This window comes from Psychrosphaera aquimarina (assembly GCF_032461525.1).
Lineage (GTDB): Bacteria > Pseudomonadota > Gammaproteobacteria > Enterobacterales > Alteromonadaceae > Psychrosphaera > Psychrosphaera aquimarina.
In genome coordinates this window covers 508,898-530,836 of sequence record NZ_JAWCUA010000003.1, presented here as the reverse complement: position 1 = coordinate 530,836, position 21,939 = coordinate 508,898, and the positions used below count along the sequence as shown (strand labels likewise).

The following is a 21,939-nucleotide window of genomic DNA, read 5'->3' as shown; positions in this document are numbered from 1 at the left end:
GAATTGTGACTATAAATTCAAAATGAGTTTGCTTTAAAATCTATAGTTATTCTTTTGACTCAACCCCTTTACCGCATTAGCAATTTCGGCCCATTTGAATGGCTTATTCAAGATAAGATCAAATTTAAAGTTTGTAGCTACTTTAATGTCTCCGGTCACTAAAACTTTATAAATAGAATCAGGTAACTGCTCTGCTACTATATCGCCTTTCATTGTTTCCAATCGATAATCAATAAATAAAATATCGGGTGGCATTTTATTACAGTAATTAATTGCTTCAACTTCATTGGTGAATGTTTTGATCTCATGGTGAGAATCTTCGAAGTATAATTCAAATATTTTAGTCAACGCCACTTCGTCATCTAAGTAAACTATTGAAGACATATTAATTACTCTCACTATATTTAGGGAAGGTTATACTAAAACAACTATTCCCCCTGCTCGAATCAAATTCAATAGTCGCTTTATGATCATCCAGTATGCCTCTTATGACCGATAAACCTAAACCCGTTCCTTTATTAATGTCTTTAGTGGTGTAAAAAGGTTCAAACATTCTTATTTGAATCTCATCTGGGATCCCTTCACCGGAGTCTTCAACCTCAAGTTTATAAGACTCTCCAAAATCCATTAATGAAAGTTTGATCCAACTATCTACTTCATCCTGAACAGCGTCAATTGCATTATTGACTAAGTTTATGATGACTTGTTCAATTTCAATATCATTTCCTAACACGAATGAATTGGCAAGTAACTCCGAAGAAAGCTTGATCAAGCCTCTATTCACTCTAGGTTTCGTTAAAGATATAGCTTCTTCTGCAACAACTTTAAGGTCTATGACTTTTTTTACCGGAATATCATCTGAACGTGAAAATCGCTTCAAGTTTTTAACGATATAAGAAATTCTTTCACAAGATTTAAGAATCGTGTCCAGCTTATCATTATCTAGCATATTTTCTTGCAGTTTAAGCAGCTCTGTATAAGCCGAAATAATACCCAATGGATTATTTATTTCATGAGCAATACTTGCTGACAACTCCCCCAGAGCAGCAAACTTAGCATTTTGTATACTTTTTTGACGCTCTTGGTTATACATCATCTCTGTTATTTTCTTTTCATGAATATCTTGAATTGTGCCGGACAAAGAAACTATTTTGCCATTTTTATAAATTGGCTTACCTGTTGTCACAACCCACTTTAACCCACCATCCGGCTTAACAATCTCAAGTTCTAGGTTATAGGGCTCACCAAACTCGATCCCTCTTTGTATGGCAGCGTCAATAATTGGTTTATGTTGCTCTGAAAACAAATTTATTCCTTGGGGCAAATTAGGTGTCTTACTGCCTTCTTTTTTGACGCCCAATATTTTAAATGTTTCATCTGTCCATGATAAATCACCAGTATTTACATCTAACTCCCAGCCACCTATTTTCGCCATAGAGCCAGTTTCATTTAAGATTTTTAAAATATTTTCTAATTCTATCTCTGATTGAATGCGGTCAGTTATGTCAAATCGAATTGCTACGTATGATTCTATTCGGCCTGATAAGTCATACAATGGGGTGATAATACTTTGTACAATATAACGTTCCCCATTTTTCCTTCGGTTCGTAATAGCACCAGTCCAAACTTTACCAGAGGTAATCACTTGCCAAATTTCTTTGAAAAACTCAGTAGGGTGCTCGCCAGAGTTAATCACCTTATGAGTTTGACCAATCAATTCTGAACGTTCATATCCACTAATTTCGCAAAACTTATCGTTAACCTCTGTAATAATGCCTCTTTTATTAGTCTTAGCAAAAATAACATTATCTGTAATTGAGTCATACAGCTGCTTATGCGTACTTATACTCGCTCTTTCAGCTGTAACATCTCTGGCAATAGCAAAAACTTCTCCGTTTTCTAAATCTGGGTATCCACGCCAGCTTAAAACAAAAACTTCACCATTAGCGCTTACATATCTATTTTCAAAACTTATTACAGATAGCCCACTTGACAATTTTTTTATTTCATTTTGAGTTTTGAAAATGTCATCTTCATGAATAAATTCGAGGTATTTTTTTGATAATAATTCGTTTTTAGTTACCCCCAAAAGATTACAAAATGCATCGTTTGCATCAATAAAGTTGGCATCTTTATCTGCAATACAGAAAAGTTCGTTTGAATAATTAAAAAAACGTTCGTACATTTGGGCACTTACTACCTATTAAAAAAGATCAATATCGCTAGATTCATCTAAATCCAGGCCTTTAGGACTTGCTGCTTGTTGTACATTTTCCATTTGTAACTTTAAGTTTTCTAACCGAGACATTATTTCCACTAAAATATTCTCAGCATTGCTCAGCTCTAATAACCCCTTTTCCACTAATCCATTTAAAAACAATTCCTGCGGTTCGGTCATTTCCAATAAGTGAAAACTAGCTGCGATTTCTAACATCATGTTGGTCATAACGGCATTGATTAACTTATTGTGTTGACTGACACCTGACTTCAATTCTTCAATATTGGACGATAATTCAAAAATAGCACTCCCCATTCCGGACTGTGAATAAAGTTCCAGTACTTTACCCTCTAATCCTTCAATCATAGCTGCAGTATAGTCTCGTATTTGTCCTAAACTGTGGTCATCTTGTGGTGGGTTATTTAATATAAAAGATACATGCTCATCATTAACAATCATTCTTTTAGAAAATTCAAATAAGCGTCCTTTCGGTTCTAAAAGGGAATAAACTTCTTTTTCTATAGGTGAGATGGCTAGCCCATCATGTCGATAATACGAATCGGTAGGTAACTTAAAGTGAATGGAACTGCTTAAACCAAAGTATTCCATACTCTCAAAAAATACACTTGCAACTTGATCTACATCCTTACATTTACTCAAGTTTTTAAAAAGCTCATCACTTGGCTGTATTGCGATGCTTGAGCCATTGTAGTATAGATTAATTGCTTATTTTCCAGAGCATCTGACACTAAATGCTCTTCTTTTAAACGCCGTTGAATACTTCCGTTTACCTTGTACACTAATTCTTTAATTTCAAAGGGTTTGGTTAAGTAATCTACCGCTCCTTCTTCAAAAGCCGAAAACTTCATCTTTGGATCAGATTCTCCCGAAACAAAAATGATATCTACATCTGTATTTGAGCAATATTCACTAAATAATTTACGGCAAAACTCAATTCCGTTCATTTCAGGTAAGTTAAGATCTAATAATATTGTTTTAGGATCTAGCTCTTTAAATTTTTCGAGAGCGGCTAAAGCACTATTAAACGCGACAATTTGATACTCAGAACATAAAACTTGTTCGTAAATTTCAATATAATTTCTATCATCCTCAATTATGAATACAACTTCTTTACTGCTCACTAAAATTCCCTCATAAAAAACAGTCAGTTATAAGTACTAATTCAATACCATTTTTGAGAAATAGCCAATTTTTTCTAAATATAATGAAATATATACTTTTATATGCAAGTGAGCGTACGTAATAATTAAAAAAATTAGCTACTTAAATTAACTTTTATACTTTGTATAAATGTACTTTCTGAAGTGCAACTAGCCACCCATTTGTGAAGAAACCTATAGGGATTAAAATGGAGTAGGGGAATAAAAAAGCGGATTATTAAAATCCGCTTAAGTGTTTTTTGAAGCCTCACAAACTTATTTTTGTTTTGCTCGAGCCTGCTCTTTAAGTTGTTTTTTCTCTTGTTGACGACGTAATAATGCCTCTGTTGCATCCGAGCCAATATGTTCCTCACCGCGTTGTTTCGCTAATTCAATTTGTTTCTGACGCTCTGCAAAACGGGCGCGCTGCTCGTCGGTGACTTTGTCTACACAATGTGGACAAGAGATACCCATTACATAATGTTCAGATTGCATTTCTTCTTGTGTAATTGGCATACGACAAGCGTGACATTGGTCGTACTTACCTTTTTCTAGGCTATGATCAACCGCGACTCGGTTATCAAATACAAAACAGTCTCCTTCCCACATAGTTTCTTCTTGTGGTACTTCTTCTAAGTATTTTAATATGCCACCTTCAAGGTGATATACCTCTTCGAAGCCTTGCTCTTTCATGTATGCCGTGGATTTTTCACAACGTATCCCGCCAGTACAAAACATCGCGACTTTTTTGTTTTTTGCCGGATCTAAGTTTTTAGCTACGTATTCTGGAAATTCTCTGAAAGTTTCTGTTTTTGGATTTACAGCCCCTTTAAACGTACCTATTTGGATTTCGTAATCGTTACGAGTATCCACCAAAACCACATCTGGATCTGAGATAAGCTCGTTCCAGTCTTTTGGTTTAACGTAAGTACCAACTACCTGCAAAGGATCTATACCCTCAACACCCATAGTCACAATTTCTTTTTTCAGTTTCACTTTAGTACGGTAAAACGGCATGCTGTCATCAAAACTTTCTTTATGGGAAATACCCGCCAAACGCGGGTCTTGTTGTAACCAAGCGAGTACGGCATCAATCCCTTCACGAGAGCCTGCAACAGTGCCGTTAATGCCTTCTTCGGCTAATAACAGCGTACCTTTAACTTGATTGTCTTCCATTGTTTTTTGTAATGGTTGACGTAATTCTTGATAATTTTCTAAGCGCACAAACTTATACATTGCGCACACTACTACTTGTGATGACATATTGTCTTCCTCTTTGCCCCCTGAGTCGTAAACCCAGAGCATTGTGGATATTGGGAGCGGCATTATACGGTTTTTGTTCGATAAATAAACTGCAAGCTAACAAAGGATTAGGAAATGATTGATCTCGCTCAATATATTATTTCCTCCTGTTAATTATTAATCATCCTATTAGTCTTTAATTAATCATTTTTTTATAGATAGATTGATTAGTTATTAATAACCAATCGCCAATTAAATGGCAAAGTGCTTGTTAATTAACATTAAAAACACCCAATAACCGCGAGGTTATTGGGTATTTTTATTAGATTTGATAATCATCTAACTATAAAGCAAGCGCGGTTATAAAAACAATAGCTCTATCCCAACCTTAGCCAGTTTCTCTTTTTCTAAAGTTAAGTTTATATCAATAATTGGTCGTTGATTTAACCAGTTTTCTGGAAAGTTGAGTGTGATTTGGTTTTCTATCACTGTGACATCAAAATCAGGCAAAAAGCCCTGCTGGCGTTTTATATTAAGCAAAACGCTCAAGCGTAATAAGATGATCAGATATAAGACTTCTTTAGCATTAAATTGGCTAAAAACAGGTATTTCATCCAGTCTAATTCGTTTTCGATGAAACCGAGCTATGATGGCTAATAATTGCTGTTGTTCCGCATTAAACCCTGGCATGTCTGAATGGGTTAATATGTAATGTGAGTGTTTTTGCACCCCAGATGAGCTGATATGCAAACCCACTTCATGTAATAACGCGGACCAACCTAGCAGTTGTTTCAGTCCAGTGCTCTTTATTTGCCATGGCTTTTTAACCTGTTTAAATAATCTAAAACAGGTATCTAACACTAAGTTAGCTTGGTTGATATCAATGTCATAACGACTCGCTAAACTCTGCACAGAACGCTCTTGCACGTTTGTATGAGTTAATGAGTCTTCCATCTCATAGATCACACCTTCACGCAGGGCGGCAGAGGCAAAAGACATTTGCTCAATATTAAACTCTTTGAAGATAGCAATTAATATGGCTAACCCCGCCGGAACTAATAATTTTCTGTCTTCGTTTATATCACCAAAATCTAATGTGTTTACATCTGTCGCAGCAATCAAGGTCTCCATCAATTGTTCCAACTGATCTAAGGTGACTACCCCCTCAGTTGACCCTTTGTTCAAAATGGTCACTATGCTTTCAATGGTGCCAGACGTGCCAATGCACTTATCCCAACCTAAGTTAAGATACTTTTGTTCAATTAAGGTCAATTGCTGTTGAGCATATGCAATGGCCTTATCCATCATTTTACGTTTGATTTTGTCGTCTTTAAAAAATAACTGTTTAAAACTAACGCAACCAACATCAATGCTTCTTAATAAAAGGGGATCAAACTGCTCACCAATGGCGAATTCTGTAGAACCTCCCCCAATATCAATGACTAACGTTTTACCTACTAATGTCTCAGTATGCGCCACACCATTGTAAATCAGGCGCGCTTCTTCTTTGCCTGCGATTATCTCTATAGGGTAGGGTAATATTTTTTTAGCGGCTTTAATAAAGTCCAAAGCATTTTTGGCTTTTCTAAGTGTATAAGTAGCGACAATTCTGACAGTTTCAGGTTCAAAACCTGCCAAACTATGTTGGATCACTTCCAAGGCTTCAAGCCCGCGGTGAATCGCATCTTGAGATAAATAGTTATCTTTGGATAAGCCATCCGCTAAATGCACTTTGATTTTAGTTTTGTGTAAGATCTGTACTGAATTAGAAATTACTCGTGCAACCACTAAATGAAAACTATTAGACCCCATGTCTAATACTGCAATTTTAGTAGAATCTGTGCCTTCAATGCTGTCTAGTGTTTTGGTGATTAAGCTGGCTTGCAAATGTCTATGAACCTCTAAAAATATTAACCATATTGCCAATGATGTTGGCGGGGCTGTATTGGATCAACGGTTAAAACCAGCCGATCTTGCCACTTTGAATAACTTTATCATTGTATGCGATTGTCTGCCGCAACTTCTAGATTACTAAACCGTATTTTTGCATTTACCTGTTATACCAACTTTATTAAGTATTCCCCTCTAAATAGCGTTGCCTTTTGTTCGCTTTAAATTTTGCTATCTCAGTTACAACAAAACCATCGATACAATCGCAGAAATCCGGATCTACGTTAAATGCACTAAACGCGGTACCACCCGGCTCACATAACTCAGAGTATTGTTTATATAGTGTTGGGACCACTGCGTTATGTTTTTTAAGTTCGTCTTTTAAACGTTTAAACTCAGTTTCGTAATCATTGCCTGTAAATTGTATGCCATCATTTTCTGTCATTTCAAAAGGGCGATTGGCTGTGACTATATTATTTTTATCGCCAAAATACGTTTGATAAAAACGAACTAAACAGGCCTTGGCATCTTGGTTTAAATCGTTACTCATAGTGACTGCACCTACTAAGTACTTAATCTCTGGATGTTTTCTTAAGTAAGCACCAATACCTTGCCACAAATAATCTAGGCCACGTTTGCCCCAATAATCTGGTTGCACAAAGCTACGGCCTAACTCTAAGCCATATTGTTGAACGTCAGTAGTTAAGTTAGTTAAATCAAAAAGGGTTTCACTGTAAAGCTTGTTTGTATCTTTGTTTTGTCGCGCTTGCGCAATAGGAACCAAGCGATATGCCCCAACTAATTCATACTGTTCGTTATCCCACAAAACGATATGGTCATAATAATTATCAAATTTATCTAAATCTCTTTTATGACCACTGCCTTCGCCTACTTTCCTAAAGGTAAATTCTCGTAACCGGCCGATTTCACGCATGATGGCAGAATCACTTTTATGCTGGTAACAATAGATGCGTTTACCGTCATTAGTTTGGCCTAACAGCTCACAGTTTTTCAATTCTTTGGTTAAGGTTTTTCTGTCTTCCGGATGTGCCACACTCTCAACTAATGGCTTAAATTCAGTTTGATATTTTTTCTTAGCAAGGGAGTAGACTTGCTTTTTAAATAACTGTTTTAAGTTTTTCCTATCAATCTTTAACTCGTTATAGGTTTTGTACTCAATAGCTTGCCCAATTCGAATCCGTATATCTTGATTGCGCTGTTTGAACATTTCGTCAATCAACCACAAGGTAGACAAAGGTTTGGCTAATAAAGATAACGCATAAAAAAACAGAGAGTTTTTACCATCGATATGAATAGGAACGATTGGGGCTTTTGCTTGTTTGGCAAAGGTTAAAAAACCATTACGCCACTTACCATCTTTGACGCCTTTAACCCCTAAACGTGAGACTTCTCCTGCTGGGAATATCAGTAAAGCGCCACCTGAGGCTAAGTGTTGCTCAATGGCTTTCATGTTTGATTTCGCCGTATTACCCGCCATATTGTTTACCGGCAATAACAAAGGTCGTAATGGTTTTATTGACCACAAAAGATCATTAGCCACTATCTTTACGTCGGAGCGGATGTCGGTACACATCTTTAATAAAGCAAGGCCATCTAAACTACCAATAGGATGATTGGCTATGGCAACAACAGCACCTGAATATGGCAGGTTAGCTTTTTCTCTATCGTTAATGAGGTAATCAAATTCAAAATAATCTAATACTTTTTCGACAAAATCGATGCCATTTAAATTTGGATAAGCTTTACCAAATTCCGTCATTTCTGACTCATGGAACAGGTATTTTAATAAACGTAATGCAGACGACTTTATTAATGGGTTACTTGAATCTATTTTAGGCAGCTGCTCTGCAACTATGCTTTCAACTGAAATCACACGTCACCAAAGAGGTTTTATAAAAGTAATGTGAGCGTATTAGACTAAGGTGACAAAGATGTTACTAATTCATGTTCAATTTATGACAACCTTATCCCCTAATCTCTGCACGGATATCATTTAGTTAACCATCTTGTTTTTCTAAACCTTTAAGGTATTGATAAATTTCTAACTGTGAGCGAAGTTTTTTCTTATTACCTCTTTTCACATAAACATTAGATTGGTGTTTATCTATCACCCGCGCTTTCATCGTATCTTTAAATTGTAATTCCAAGATGTGGATGATCCGTTGCGCCAATGTTGGGTTTAATATTGGCGTACCAATTTCAATTCTGTCTTGCATATTACGACGCATCCAATCAGCTGAAGAAATATACACTTTGGGTTGTCCATCATTATTGAAAACCATCACTCTACTATGCTCTAAAAAACGGTCAACAATACTGATGATGTGAATATTTTCACTCAGGTTTTTAATTTTTGGTACTAACGAACACATTCCCCGCACTATACCTCTAATTTTTACTCCGGCTTGGCTAGCTTGATACAGTTTGTCTATGATGTCGCTGTCTATTAAATTATTGACTTTGAACGTAATCTCTCCAGAACGGCCTTGTGCGGCTATGGCTATTTCATTATCCATTAACGCTAAAATACGTTCTTTGGAATTGATTGGAGAGACCATTAAATGTTTAAATTCATATTGACGGTAAGGCAGCTGAATTAATTCAAAGACCTTAATCGCTTCTTTTGTGATGATGGGATCGGCTGTGTATAAACTTAAGTCGGTATAAATTTTTGCCGTGCTTTCGTTAAAATTACCCGTCCCTATATGTGCATAATGAGTAAGGCTCGACTGCTCCTCTCGACTGATCACACATAGTTTTGTGTGGATTTTAAAAGAGGAATTACCAAAAATTACTTTTACACCCGCATTAGTCATGGTTTTTGCCCAAGCAATATTCGCTTGCTCGTCAAACCTTGCCCTTAACTCCATGATCACGGTCACCATTTTACCATTATCAACAGCATCAATTAATGAACTGACTATGCGTGAGTTTTTAGCAATTCTATACATGGTGATCCTAATATGTTTCACATGAGGGTCAAAGGCTGCTTGGCGAACAAACTCGGTAAAATGTAAAAATCGATGATAAGGATAATGCAACAATACATCTTCCTGAGCTATTGCATCAAAGACGGTATTATATGCCGTAAACTGTTTACTGCTGATGGCTGGGATGGGTTTATTTTCTAAACTTTTTCGGCCTATGTTTGGAAAGTTAATAAAGTCTTTAAAGTTTCGTATATGACCACCAGCAACAAGATTGTCATATGAAGCATGTTTCAAATGCTTTTTCATACTTTTAACCATGTCTTCAGGCATAGCGCCATCGTAGATAACTCTGACAGGTTCTGCGATTAATCGTTGTTTCATACTGTCTGACATTTTTTCCAGATAACTGTCGTCAATGCCTTCATCGAGAGAGTATTCGGAGTCGCGAGTCATTTTAAATGAATAGGAATCAATGGAGTCAAATTCAACAAACCCTTTGAAGATATTTTCTAAAAACAACTGCAATACATCATCTAATAACAGTATTTGTTTGGTCTTCGTTTCTGAGGGTAATACGATAAAACGAGGCATTTTATCTGACGGTAATTCAATAGTGGCATATTGGGTGGGTTTATCTTGCCTATATAATCCGACATAAAAGTAAGTAGCCGAGTCAATCAAACGGCTAACCAAGTCTACTTTTTTGTCGATTAAAATAGGCGCGATATGACGTAAGACTTTGTTTTCAAAAAAATCTCGGAGCCAGTTTATCTGGGTTAAGGTTAATTCTTCTTTTTCCGTTAGATGTATTTTATTTTTGCGTAAAACATTAAATGCGCGTTTATAAATAGCATCAAACTTCACTGCCATTTGCGCGATTTTTTGGTTTATTTCCGCCATCACTTGTAAGGCTTGTTCTGCTTTATCGAGTTGACCGTTATTTTTATAAATAATGACTTTACGACGCACGCTGGCAACTCTAACCCGATAAAACTCATCCATATTACTCGAATATATTCCCAAAAAACGTATGCGCTCGATTATCGGGTTTTTAGCATCATCAGCTTCTTGCAATACTCTTTCGTTAAAAGACAACCAACTTAGTTCTTTGGAAAAATAGCTTAACTCTCTTTCAGGTTGAGGCGTTAATGATGAGGCGTCGATAGATACAGTCATGAAGTTTTAATATCGCTAGAAATACTTGCCATTGATTATATGTAACTAATATTTCAATTTTGTGAAACGACAAAAGTGAAAGAGTTAACTTATTTCAACTATAAAAAAATCCGATATCATTACTGATATCGGATTTCTATTTAACTAAAGCAAGCAATTAAGGTTATTCACCTACTCACTTAAAACTTAGCGATTACTTTTACGTCACCAGTTACAGATGCAGCATCTACATAACCGATTAGATTTGGGTTTGTCGATACTAAACTGATAACTTCTGCATCATTAGATACGGCTTTTGGCGGCGTACCCTTTCCAGTAAATACCAGTTTTGACCAATATGCTTTTAATTGGCTACCTGATTTTTTTAACACTTTACTGTTAAATTCATCGGTTGCACTATTTGACTCTTCTTGGTTAATTGGTACCGCTTGATCTCCAGAGCTAAAGCTTTTTGATTTTCCTAAGAAAATTCTTGATAAAGCAGAACTATCGATGTCTGACGCATTAGAAGGGTGAACCACAACGGCAATCTCAGCTTGTGCTGCAACAGATGCTAGACCAAGAATGGCTATGCATAATTTGGTTTTTAATAGTTTCATTTATTTACCCCTTAAAATACTAGATTCACGCCAACTGACAACAAGTTACTCTCACCAACGCCTTTCACATCGTACGATGTATAATCAACTTTAAGCGCTGCTGCTGGGTGGAAGTTATATCGTACCCCAACAGTGAAGGCATCACGCTCTTCTTCTTGACTCGCTAATAGCGCTTGGTAAGTAGCTTGAGGATAAACAGTTAAGTCAGCTGAAAGTGGTAATACAGCTGGAAGTTGACCGCTGTAATTATCATCATTTTTATCTTCTCTGTGCTCTGTAATTGCATACACAGTATAAGTATCAAAACGATAACCTACAGATACATAATATTGTTCTTGTGTTGCGACAATACTGTCTTCAACTTCCACCGTTGTAAATTCGGCATCAATCAAGAAGTTATTATAATCAACGCTAAAACCTAAGCCAAAAAATGATCCGTTGTCTTCATTAACCACTAAACTATCAGCAGCTTCAGGGAATACAGCGCCAACAAGTGAAATACCTTGATTTAGGATTTGATCTGGATCTGGATTGTTGTCAAAACTGATAGAGGTTTCTGCCACCATATAAACAGCACGAGCAGTTAGCCAGTCATAACTTACTGTCCAGTTCACACCCATCATGTTATTTAATTCAGCAGGATCTTCATTTGAAAGTAAGTTAACACTACCGTCGTAACTACCGTAGATTGCTTGAATACTAGAATCCCAATCACCTAAAGTATGGTTGTTGACGATACTAACACCATCAAATGTTGAGAATACTAGGTTATATACCGTTTGTGGTGGGCGAGCCCAATTATACGCATAACCCACATCTAAAAAATCAGAATAGCGGTAAAATGGAATACGAAGTTTACCGGCATTAACTTGAGTGCTATCACTTATCTCATAAGATAAATATGCCCATTCAAACTCTGTAGAGTAATCATTTTCGCCACGAGACATGATTTGTGCCGTTGCAGATAAGCCTTCACCAAGATCAGAGGATACTTGTAATGCAAAGAGACTTTCAGGTTTAAAGGAAAGGTTGTCAGAGTAACCAAAAAGAGAAGTGTCTTTATCAGTCATAACTCCCGCTACGATTGAAGCAAATCCATTGATTCTTGTTTCTGCCAACGCAGATGTAGAAGTTGCACCAAGGGCAACTATTATTGCTGCTGCGAGTGTCTTTTTCATTAATTACTACCCATTAATTAGTTTTATTAACATTTAATTTGAAAGTTGTTGTGTCACCTAATAAAGGTAAACCAATTGTACAAATTCTGCCAATATATAGCTATTATTGTTGAGATATATCAATATTATAGGGGGAAATCGATGCAATTTGAGCGCAAACGCCCTTTTGGGATTAACCCATAATCGTTCATTAGTTCTATAATGAGAGTTTCCTTGTTATCCTGCTGCCACTACTAACTGTGAAGGACATACAATGTCTAAAAATTTCAAACAAATGATCCAGCATGATGCCGCGGGCGGCATTATACTTGTCTGCGCTGCGTTGCTCGCATTAATCTTTGCTAACTCGCCACTGGATGGGTTTTATAATGGCATGTTAAATCTGCCTGTGGCCGTTAAATTTGGATCATTCGAAATAGCTAAACCACTATTGTTATGGATTAATGATGGCTTAATGGCCATTTTCTTTTTTATGGTTGGTTTGGAAATAAAACGAGAGATTTTACAAGGCCACCTCAATTCAGTTGCCCAAATTACACTTCCGGCTATTGCCGCTGTAGCTGGAATAGCAGTCCCTGCACTGATTTATGTCTGGTTTAACTTTGATGATCCAGTTGCAGTGACTGGTTGGGCAATTCCATCGGCTACTGATATTGCCTTTGCGCTAGGGGTATTCAGCCTATTTGGCCGTTCGTTACCAATTACGTTAAAACTGTTTCTACTGTCTGTGGCTATTTTTGATGATATTGGCGCCATAGTCATTATTGCCTTGTTCTACTCAGCAGACTTATCCACTACTTCACTCGTTGTCGCAGCTGTTGGTTTGTTAGTTTTATTTGGCTTAAATCGTTACAAAGTGAGAGCACAAGGTGCGTATGTTTTAGTTGGCATGATAGTTTGGGCTGCCGTACTTAAATCTGGTGTGCATGCAACATTAGCCGGCTTCGCGGTCGCTATGTTTATTCCAATTAATGTTAATAATGAAGATGGTCACCCTATGTTGCACCATATGGAACACAGCCTCCATAATTGGGTCGCCTTTTTTATATTGCCTGTCTTTGCTTTTGCCAATGCGGGTGTTCAATTGATTGGCACATCGGCCGACGACATTTTTAACCCAGTGGTGATGGGGATTGTGGCTGGTTTATTTATTGGTAAACAAGTGGGGATATTTGGCGCATGCTGGATAGCAGTAAAAGCGGGCGTAGCTAAGTTGCCAGAAGGGACCAATTGGACTCAGTTATACGGGGTTACCTTGTTATGTGGCATCGGCTTTACTATGAGTTTATTCATTGGTTCATTAGCCTTTGAACATCAAGGGTTTGAACATTTAAATAGTGTCAAAGTAGGGGTGTTATCCGGTTCAATTTTATCGGCTATTGCTGGCGCATTCTTTATATCACGCAGCCGGAAAGCCGCTGAATCAGCAGTCAAATAACAATATAAAGCGCGGTTATCATGCTGCGCTTAACTTTAACTCAATATTAAACAACACTATAATTAGTCCGGAACTGTTCATGGATATTCAAACTTCTGTTCAGCAATATTTAAAATCTAAACCCGCTACATTAGTTGATTTTCCTTTTGACAATGTAACGGAAGTTTACAAAGTAAAAGGTAAAATGTTTGCTTTGTTGGGTTCTGGTAAAGATCATATTAAAGCCCCAGATAATTCAACGCCATATTACTTAAACTTAAAGTGTGATCCAGACGAAGCCCTGATGTTACGTGACATATTCCCAGCTATTATTGCGGGTTATCATATGAACAAAAAACATTGGAACACGGTAATTTTAGATGGTTCTATTCCACAAGGAGAGATAGAACGTTTGATAGATAATTCGTTTGATTTAGTAGTGAGTAAAATGACCAAGAAAGATCAAGCCTCTATTTTGCTACATTTATAATTTTATGTCCTATTAATCGTGAGATTAAAAATGAAGCGAAAATTAAATAAGTGATATTTGATCATTGCTCTGTCAGAATATGGTATCAGGTTTATAAATTTAATATATATGCTACCAATTAGTACTCAACTTATCTTAATTTTAAGCGCATTAGGCTCTATAAACGGGTTTATCGTTGCTTTGTATTTATGGGTTCAACCGTCTAAAAACTTGAGCAATCGCTTCTTAGCGGCAATGCTGATAATGATCAGTATTCGTACATTAAAATCGGTTCTTTATCATTTTAATCCTGACATTATTATCATTATTTTACAGATTGGTTTATCGGCCTGTTTTTTAATTGGCCCTCTGCTTTATTTCTTTTGTTTGAGTCACCTCAAACTGATTACACATCAGAAAGTTCGGTGGTCACACCACCTCATCGCATTAGTCAGCGTTATCACAATCATAGGTATAATTTTTCCGTACCAACAGCATTTAGAGTTATGGAGAAATCTGCTTTATACGCTGATAAATTATGTATGGTTGATGTATATAGTTTTATCATTCATTGTCATTAGCCCAAAAATTAAGAGTATTACAAAACAAGCTAAGCTTACACAAGATGACATTTGGTTGCTCAGTGTTTTTATTGGTAATGCCATTATCTGGTTAGCCTATTTCACTTCCTCATATACTTCTTATATTGCTGGTGCACTGTCTTTTTCATTCATTCTTTTCATCGCTTGTTTATTAGTGTTATTTAAATTTAAGGACAAGGTTATAAAAATAAAATACGCTGATAAAGAAATCACAACAGAAGAAGCAGACTTGTTAATAGACCGTCTTCATCTGTTAATGAAAAATGAAGAGCTGTATAAAAACTCATTAATTAGCATGCCACAAGTGGCTAAGCGGTTAGGAATTTCAACGCCTAAGTTCTCTCAATTGTTAAATGATAACTTGAATAAGTCTTTCTCTTTATACATCAATGAACTTCGTATTGAGGCAGCAAAATCAATACTTGTCTCTAATAGTAATCAAACGATTGAAACTATCGCTGAACTATGCGGCTTTAATTCTCAATCTACTTTTTATAGTGTTTTCAAAAAGCAAACCAAACTGACCCCTGCAAAATATAAAGAACAAACTCTAAATTTATAAATCCGTAGTGTAAAATTATAACCTGCGACTGTAAGTCAACAGTCACAGTATTAATGTAATCATTGTTTTTAATAATCAACTTGGAAAAACAATGAAATTTATAATACTGCTTTGGCTATTAACTTTATTTAGCACCCAGACGTCAGCCAACTCTGATAATGAAGACATAAGACGTACCTTAAATAACTATATTCAAGGTACGTCTTATAGCTACCCCGATAAAATTACAGAAGCTTTTTATACAGACGCTAATTTATTATTAGAAAATAAAGAAAAGGAAATTTGGCGAGTCCCCGCCAAAGAGTATGTCAATTGGTTCAAAAAAATAATATTGGTGAATATACCGGACGCATTGGAGAGATATTAAATATTGGTGTATCTGGATTCATTGCCACTGCAAAAGTGGAAATCATCTTACCGACTGAACAACGACGTTTTATTGATTTATTTTTGCTAAAAAAATCAAAGACGACTGGAAAATAATCAGCAAAACTGCCACTAATGAGCATTCAATTCAACATGGTAAACGGATTTTATTTATTGTTTCTAATGTCCATTTTCATGGCACCTCATCACTACCCGTCGGCGCTAGCTTTTCTGAAATAGTAAATGCTTACCATGAGTTTAAAATTGCTGGTTTTACAGTGGATTTTATTAGTCCTGAAGGTGGCGCTATTCCATTGTCTTATATAAATACATCGAATGAATTACAGAAAAAATATCTATATGACGCTGATTTTATGCATGCGATAGCAAACACTAAAAAACCTTCAGATGTCACAGCTAATAACTATAAAGCTGTCCATTATATTGGAGGAAGTAGTGCTATGTATGGAGTTGCAAATAGCCAGCCTATTCAAAATTTGGTCATGGACATCTATGAAAACCATAACGGTATTATTTCCTCTGTATGTCACGGTACAGCTGGGATTGCCTTTTTAACATTACGCTCTGGCGAGTTCCTTGTATCAGGTAAACGCATTAGTGGTTACCCTGATGAATATGAAAACCCTAAAAAAGAATACTATAAACAATTTCCATTTAAAATCACAGAAACAATAGAAAAGCATGGTGGTGACTTTAACTACGCCCCAAGAAACACACCATACATAGAAGTTGATGGGCGAGTGGTCACTGGTCAGAACTATCTATCTTCAGCACTTGTAGCTAAAAAAATAATACAACTAATTAACTAACCCCGTGAGTGAGTATACAATGCAATCGTTGTTACTAATAAGTATTGACGGTTGCATGAATCACATACGTTAAAAATAAATCGTGTAATAAAACGAAGCGCTACTAATACGTTAACTACGTCCTGTGGTTGGTTCATTGGCGAATTGGATTCAAATTTATACAAAGGTTCTGCAATCATTCTAAGCATAGTTTATGTTCAATGGCAGATAAAAAACGGCAAACCTAGAGAAGTAAACCTAAATAACTTATGGAGTAAAAAGCCACTATTAAACTGATGTTGATTAAACCAAGATTGTTGCTTTAGTCAATCTTGGTTTAATACTTAAGCTAAGCTGATACTTATAATACTAATTGACCACTGTTGATTAGTCCGACTATTAATCCAGCAAATCCACTTCCAACGCCAATAATTAATCCCCAATGACCACAAGCTTGTTCAATCTTTTTACGCCTACTCTCTTTGTCGCTTAAACGACGATTATTATAAAGGCTATTGATAATATGAACGCTAGTTCGTTTATTAAAATAATAAAGTCCGATAGCAAACACAATATAGGTTCCAATGATTAGGTATGTTGTACCAAACTCATACGCGCCGACTAGTGCCAGTCCGGAAAGTATTACCCACACAATGGTCTGATTTCGGTGTTTGATCAGCTTTTGTTTATCCTTTTCCTCCGTCATGCGTTTTAACGCAGGCTTGGTGCCCAAATATGTGGCTAATGCCCCTAAGGTCGCGCCTAACATAGCGCCACTTAGCAACATGGAAAACTTACCCAATAAGCTGGTCTGTTTGGTCGCGATTACATGACTTGCAGCCGTTGCTGCTGCAGCCTTGCCAGAATGACCAAGTGATGCCATTACTAAAGCGGTAAATGTCGCACTTGGCGCAGTAGAAAATATCACTTTACCAAAGGAGCTCAACAATTCATCTTTTAACAAACGACGGGCTCTTGTTAGTTTTTGCCTTACGTTTTCAGGACTTATCTCTAACAATGTGGCAACGTGTTGTGTCGATTGCTCTTCACGATAGTAAAGTAAAACCACATCTCGGCTATCATCCGGTAATTTTTCTAAAAATGAATTTAGAATACTGTTCTTTTCTTTTAATAACACTTGTTCTTCATGAGTCAAATCATGATTGCAAAGTTGCAACAACAACTGCTCAGATTCAGCATCAGATAAGGTCGTGGTTGATTTATTTGCCCTGAGTGCATTAAATGCCGTATTACGTGTTGCTTGTCTTATCCAAGGCAAAAAGCTGCTGTTATTTTTTAATGATTTAATATTTTTCCACGTTGAAATAAACACCTGTTGAGTTATATCTTCACTTTGATGGAAGTCTTTTACTATCGCCAAAGCGATACTGCTAACCATATTCTGGGTACTTTTTATTAACCGTTCAAAAGCGGCGATATCCCCTTGTTTGGAAAACTCCACATCATTTTGTAAATTAGAAGTTAATTCCATGTCATTACCCTTCTAAAAAATCATTGATCTGCTTAAGTAGCCAAGTCGGATTATCTAACATAATAAAATGCCTATCTTGAGTAGTCATGATTAACTGCGCCTTGGTTATGCTGTCGAGTTGCTGTTTATACAATACTTCAACTTGTTGCTGTTGAGAAGTTTGAGTAAATGCCCCCGAAGCACCAATTAACAGTACTGGGCTTTTAATGTTTTCAACTTGTGATCGTAAATCGTGACTCATTAAATAATAAATACTTTCACCGACTGTTTTAGGATCAGACGCTAGCGCCATCTGAACGATTTTTTGTTGTGCGGCTTGCGACTTAGCTTGTATAAAAATACCTTGTTGGGTTTGAGCTGCCACTTGCTGAGGTGTCATATTTTGGTACATATTACGAATATATTGAGCTTGAGAGGCCATAGATTGCACCGTACTGTCATTCGTTCTGGTAAATACTGGTGCAATAAATGGTAAACCATCAACTGATATTAATTTTCCAATAAGATCAGGCGTTGATGACGCCAATAAAAAACCCATAAACCCACCTAAACTATGGCCAATTACGCTTGGTTTTTTTAACTTATTTATCGTTATGTAATTAATAAGTTGTTCTTTAACTTGTTCCAATGAAAAGTTGTCCACAGGTGGCGTGCCTGCAAAGCCAGCAATGGAGATGCTATGAACTTGGTGTTTATCTGAAAGTTCTTTAGCGATGTGTTGCCACACAGATCCATCCGACATCAAGCCGGGTATCAATATAATTGGGGAGCCTTGCCCTATAACCGTAACATCAAATAGGTTACTTTTAGATTGGCTGACCTCTGCAGCCGTATTAAAACTAGCAAATACTATCGCCAGAAATAATAATCCAACATGATACATTTTGTTGTTTGTTGTTAACTGAATATTTCTCATAAAATGCCCTATGACCTTAGTAATAATGTTCAAGAATTTGTTCTTTCAATTACTAAGTAACCTGTCATAAGAAATGTGTGACAAACTTTTATAAAAAAATTAATAAAAACACATTTATCAAGGCTAGCAAAGAAGCCGTGTTAATTTATTGGGCTTTCTTCATGGCGTAGTGTTAATACTTCAAACCCCGTTTTGGTCACCAAAATAGTATGCTCCCATTGAGCAGAAAGCTTTTTGTCTTTTGTGACTACTGTCCAACCATCTTTCTTGGTTTTAATTTTGTGAGTGCCTTGGTTGATCATAGGTTCAATGGTGAACGTCATACCGGCTTCTAAAACTAATCCCGTATTTGGTCTGCCGTAATGCAATACTTGAGGAGCCTCGTGCATTTCACGGCCGATGCCATGGCCACAATATTCTCTTACAACACTGTAACCGGCCTGCTCTGCATGTTTTTGAATTGCATAACCAACATCGCCTAACCTTGCTCCTGGCTTCACCACATTAATGCCTTTCCACATGGCATCATAAGTAGTTTTGACTAAACGTTTAGCGTCGACACTGGTATTGCTAAAGGTATACATTTTGCTGGAGTCGCTAATAAATCCGTCTTTTTCTAAGGTGATATCAAGATTGATAATATCTTTAGTATTGATCTTGACTGTCTCACTAGGAACACCGTGGCAAACCACGTCATTAATAGATGAGTTTAATGAGAATTTGTAATCATATTGACCTTTGCTGGCAGGGCGGGCATTTAATTCATTACGAATATAATCTTCAACTTTGGTATCTATTTCCAATGTTGTCATGCCTTCACAAATAAATTCATCTAACATTTTAAATACTTGTGCCAATAGTCGACCAGATTCACGCATTAACGTAATTTCTTGCTCATTTTTTAAAATGACTTTACTCATGAAACGCCTCGGCAATACTCTGATCGGCTTTTAACAACTCAGCTTTCATTATTTCCGTAAAAGTCAGTGTTGGGTTTAACTCTGCCAACCTGCCTACTTTTATCCAAAACTCAGCTTGTGAATTAATGGATCTGGACATGACATTGCTAGAACGTCTAATTTCTTCATGCAAGGTTTCTGATATTTTTACTATTCCCATTTGGCTTTATACACTTTATATACGTAACATATACAAAGTGTATATTCAAAACCTTGAATGAGTCAATCAGTTTGTTATTAATAGCAGTATATAATTTACCCCCCCTGAACTCTCAATGATGTTCTTATTCTTCATCATTCAGAGCCGATAAGGTTTTTCTTAATCTATTTAATGCACTAACTGAAAAACCTTCGTCATAAAAATACACAACAATCCCCTCTTTATTTAACAAGGCGACTCTGGCGTTGTTGCCATTTTCATTACCTGTGAATTTTTGTACTTTCTCACCATCTGCATAAACAGTTGCCACACCTTTCCATAATTCTTTAGGTATACCTTTACGCATCCCGTTATCGATAACGGTGCTGAACATTCTTGGGAACATGCCTTGAATAGTTGGCAATTCGTAAACGTCCACCAGCGTATTAGTCATGTCTAAACCAATTAACCAACGGTCAATATCAAACTGCGAATTTTGTTTATAACCAATTAATAGCAATACTGGATTTTGATTTAAGTCCTGTGGAATGTTTAACGTTTTTTTCTCTAGGGTTTCACCACTAATAGCTGGGAAGGTTTGACCTTCAACCATTTGGTTAGGGAATGATGTGCTGCATGCAGATAACAGGGCGGACACAATCAATAAAATAACAATACGCATATAAATACCATTTGGGGTTATGAATTATTAAGTTATACGTTACATCAAGATATTAAGTTCACTATGGGTCAAAACATTATTTTTGTTTAATGTGAACACCGTGTTTTTATTATCATTGAGGACATAGTGATCTGTACTCATGAAAATACCGTAATAAGATTAGACACCAACAACCTTGTTACTGGAGTTCGACCATGAATAACACGTTAACCAATCAAACTAAATTAACCCCGACTATTATTTGTGTCTCAGAATCTACCCATTACTTAGTGGGGGCTGTTGATGATTCAAATAATTTAGTTAGCTTAAACCAGCAAAATAAAATAACGATTACGTCATCGTTAATTGAAGCAAAAAACTATTTAAGAAACCATAATATCTTTAACGCCACTCTTGAGTACCAAACGGCCTACGATGAAATGTGTGGTTTAAGTCCTTCAGCTCCTTGTCGTCAAATGATCAGTTTTTAATACATAACTTGATAGTTATAAGGAAAAATAGTGTTAACTAATAAATTATCCGCTGTTATTTTTGATTTAGACGACACCTTAGTCTCATCTTCCTTAGACTTTACAAAAATAAAAAAGTCTCTGGGTTGTCCACTAGATGTCGATTTATTAGATTTTGTAAACGCTAAACCCAAAGCACAAAGGGATGTCATTGAGCCCCAGCTAATCGGCTATGAAATTAGTGAAGCAATGGACTCAGTGAAACTTGATGGTGCTGATGATTTATTAGCATTATTACATCAGTTAAAACTGCCGATGGCGATTGTCACTCGTAATTGCCGTGAAGCTGCCTTAATAAAAATGGAAAACAATAACTTAAATATTCCTATTGTAATTTCACGCGAAGAACACAAAGCAAAACCTGCACCTGACGCCTTATTGTTTTTGGCTGAACAATGGCAAATAAAGCCTGAAAATATCCTATACGTTGGTGATTTCTTATATGACATACAGGCTGCAATTAATGCCAATACGATGTCTTGTTTGGTCACCCATGGAAAATCTCTAGATTATGCTGATTTGGCGACATTAGTCGTAAATGAACTGACCGACTTATGCCAAATTATTGAAAATACAATGTGATTTAACTGTGTTATTAAGGCG

22 protein-coding genes are annotated in these 21,939 nt (G+C 36.4%); 7 read left to right on the top strand and 15 right to left on the bottom strand.

The annotated features are described in order from the left end of the window. Positions 1-33: 33 nt before the first annotated feature. The 10 genes from RT723_RS05695 to RT723_RS05650 form a co-directional block, all read right to left on the bottom strand. The gene (locus RT723_RS05695) at positions 34-384 is read right to left on the bottom strand and encodes a response regulator (RefSeq protein ID WP_315946219.1); all 351 of its coding nucleotides are present in this window, start codon (positions 382-384) and stop codon (positions 34-36) included. Between the two features lies 1 nt (position 385). Then, positions 386-2,185, bottom strand: a complete 1,800-nt coding sequence (locus RT723_RS05690) for a PAS domain S-box protein (RefSeq protein ID WP_315946218.1) — start codon at positions 2,183-2,185, stop codon at positions 386-388. Between the two features lie 18 nt (positions 2,186-2,203). Beyond that, the gene (locus RT723_RS05685) at positions 2,204-2,878 is read right to left on the bottom strand and encodes a hypothetical protein (protein ID WP_315946217.1); all 675 of its coding nucleotides are present in this window, start codon (positions 2,876-2,878) and stop codon (positions 2,204-2,206) included. Then, the gene (locus tag RT723_RS05680) at positions 2,875-3,360 is read right to left on the bottom strand and encodes a response regulator (protein ID WP_315946216.1); all 486 of its coding nucleotides are present in this window, start codon (positions 3,358-3,360) and stop codon (positions 2,875-2,877) included. The genes RT723_RS05685 and RT723_RS05680 overlap by 4 nt, the downstream gene beginning before the upstream one ends. Before the next feature lie 294 nt (positions 3,361-3,654). Further along, on the bottom strand, positions 3,655-4,641 hold the full coding sequence (gene trhO / locus RT723_RS05675; RefSeq protein WP_315946215.1) for an oxygen-dependent tRNA uridine(34) hydroxylase TrhO: 987 nt from the start codon (positions 4,639-4,641) through the stop codon (positions 3,655-3,657). A 339-nt stretch (positions 4,642-4,980) separates the two neighbouring features. Then, positions 4,981-6,507: a Ppx/GppA phosphatase family protein gene (locus RT723_RS05670; RefSeq protein ID WP_315946214.1), complete on the bottom strand. Its 1,527-nt coding sequence runs from the start codon at positions 6,505-6,507 to the stop codon at positions 4,981-4,983. 184 nt (positions 6,508-6,691) lie between these two features. After that, positions 6,692-8,404 carry a bifunctional ornithine lipid synthase OlsF gene (gene olsF / locus RT723_RS05665; RefSeq protein ID WP_315946213.1) on the bottom strand — a complete coding sequence of 571 codons (1,713 nt, stop codon included), beginning with the start codon at positions 8,402-8,404 and terminating at the stop codon, positions 6,692-6,694. A 124-nt stretch (positions 8,405-8,528) separates the two neighbouring features. Continuing rightward, positions 8,529-10,637 (bottom strand): polyphosphate kinase 1, encoded by a 2,109-nt coding sequence (ppk1, locus tag RT723_RS05660; RefSeq protein WP_315946212.1) that lies wholly within the window; start codon positions 10,635-10,637, stop codon positions 8,529-8,531. Between the two features lie 179 nt (positions 10,638-10,816). Continuing rightward, a complete protein-coding gene (locus RT723_RS05655; RefSeq protein WP_216055158.1) occupies positions 10,817-11,236 on the bottom strand; it encodes a type 2 periplasmic-binding domain-containing protein in 420 nt (139 codons plus the stop codon). Positions 11,237-11,247: 11 nt separating this feature from the next. Continuing rightward, a complete protein-coding gene (locus RT723_RS05650; RefSeq protein WP_315946211.1) occupies positions 11,248-12,414 on the bottom strand; it encodes a porin in 1,167 nt (388 codons plus the stop codon). A gap of 253 nt (positions 12,415-12,667) precedes the next feature. On the opposite strand from RT723_RS05650, the gene nhaA reads away from it, so the two are divergent. The 5 genes from nhaA to RT723_RS05625 all read left to right on the top strand — a co-directional run bounded on the left by nhaA (position 12,668) and on the right by RT723_RS05625 (position 16,660). Beyond that, complete coding sequence (gene nhaA, locus RT723_RS05645) at positions 12,668-13,852, top strand: Na+/H+ antiporter NhaA (RefSeq protein WP_315946210.1); 1,185 nt, start codon at positions 12,668-12,670, stop codon at positions 13,850-13,852. Between the two features lie 79 nt (positions 13,853-13,931). Then, positions 13,932-14,321 carry an MmcQ/YjbR family DNA-binding protein gene (locus tag RT723_RS05640; protein WP_315946209.1) on the top strand — a complete coding sequence of 130 codons (390 nt, stop codon included), beginning with the start codon at positions 13,932-13,934 and terminating at the stop codon, positions 14,319-14,321. A gap of 57 nt (positions 14,322-14,378) precedes the next feature. Next, the gene (locus RT723_RS05635) at positions 14,379-15,464 is read left to right on the top strand and encodes a helix-turn-helix domain-containing protein (RefSeq protein ID WP_315946208.1); all 1,086 of its coding nucleotides are present in this window, start codon (positions 14,379-14,381) and stop codon (positions 15,462-15,464) included. Between the two features lie 91 nt (positions 15,465-15,555). Next, positions 15,556-15,831 (top strand): nuclear transport factor 2 family protein, encoded by a 276-nt coding sequence (locus RT723_RS05630; RefSeq protein ID WP_315946207.1) that lies wholly within the window; start codon positions 15,556-15,558, stop codon positions 15,829-15,831. Between the two features lie 79 nt (positions 15,832-15,910). Further along, the gene (locus tag RT723_RS05625) at positions 15,911-16,660 is read left to right on the top strand and encodes a type 1 glutamine amidotransferase domain-containing protein (protein ID WP_315946312.1); all 750 of its coding nucleotides are present in this window, start codon (positions 15,911-15,913) and stop codon (positions 16,658-16,660) included. 340 nt (positions 16,661-17,000) lie between these two features. Here RT723_RS05625 and RT723_RS05620 read toward each other — a convergent pair whose 3' ends face one another. The 5 genes from RT723_RS05620 to RT723_RS05600 form a co-directional block, all read right to left on the bottom strand. Next, positions 17,001-18,131: an RNA polymerase sigma factor gene (locus RT723_RS05620; RefSeq protein ID WP_315946206.1), complete on the bottom strand. Its 1,131-nt coding sequence runs from the start codon at positions 18,129-18,131 to the stop codon at positions 17,001-17,003. A 4-nt stretch (positions 18,132-18,135) separates the two neighbouring features. Next, positions 18,136-19,047 carry an alpha/beta fold hydrolase gene (locus RT723_RS05615; protein ID WP_315946205.1) on the bottom strand — a complete coding sequence of 304 codons (912 nt, stop codon included), beginning with the start codon at positions 19,045-19,047 and terminating at the stop codon, positions 18,136-18,138. Positions 19,048-19,187: 140 nt separating this feature from the next. Continuing rightward, positions 19,188-19,967 (bottom strand): type I methionyl aminopeptidase, encoded by a 780-nt coding sequence (gene map / locus RT723_RS05610; RefSeq protein ID WP_315946204.1) that lies wholly within the window; start codon positions 19,965-19,967, stop codon positions 19,188-19,190. Next, positions 19,960-20,166, bottom strand: a complete 207-nt coding sequence (locus RT723_RS05605) for a ParD-like family protein (RefSeq protein WP_216055167.1) — start codon at positions 20,164-20,166, stop codon at positions 19,960-19,962. Before RT723_RS05605 ends, map begins: the two co-directional genes overlap by 8 nt. Positions 20,167-20,290: 124 nt before the next feature. Then, positions 20,291-20,827 carry a hypothetical protein gene (locus RT723_RS05600; protein ID WP_315946203.1) on the bottom strand — a complete coding sequence of 179 codons (537 nt, stop codon included), beginning with the start codon at positions 20,825-20,827 and terminating at the stop codon, positions 20,291-20,293. 194 nt (positions 20,828-21,021) lie between these two features. Here RT723_RS05600 and RT723_RS05595 point away from each other — a divergent pair, with 194 nt between their 5' ends. Together RT723_RS05595 and RT723_RS05590 are read left to right on the top strand one after the other, a co-directional pair. After that, positions 21,022-21,297: a DUF6482 family protein gene (locus RT723_RS05595; RefSeq protein ID WP_315946202.1), complete on the top strand. Its 276-nt coding sequence runs from the start codon at positions 21,022-21,024 to the stop codon at positions 21,295-21,297. Positions 21,298-21,327: 30 nt separating this feature from the next. Next, positions 21,328-21,918, top strand: a complete 591-nt coding sequence (locus tag RT723_RS05590; protein ID WP_315946201.1) for an HAD family hydrolase — start codon at positions 21,328-21,330, stop codon at positions 21,916-21,918. The last annotated feature ends 21 nt before the right edge of the window (positions 21,919-21,939 follow it).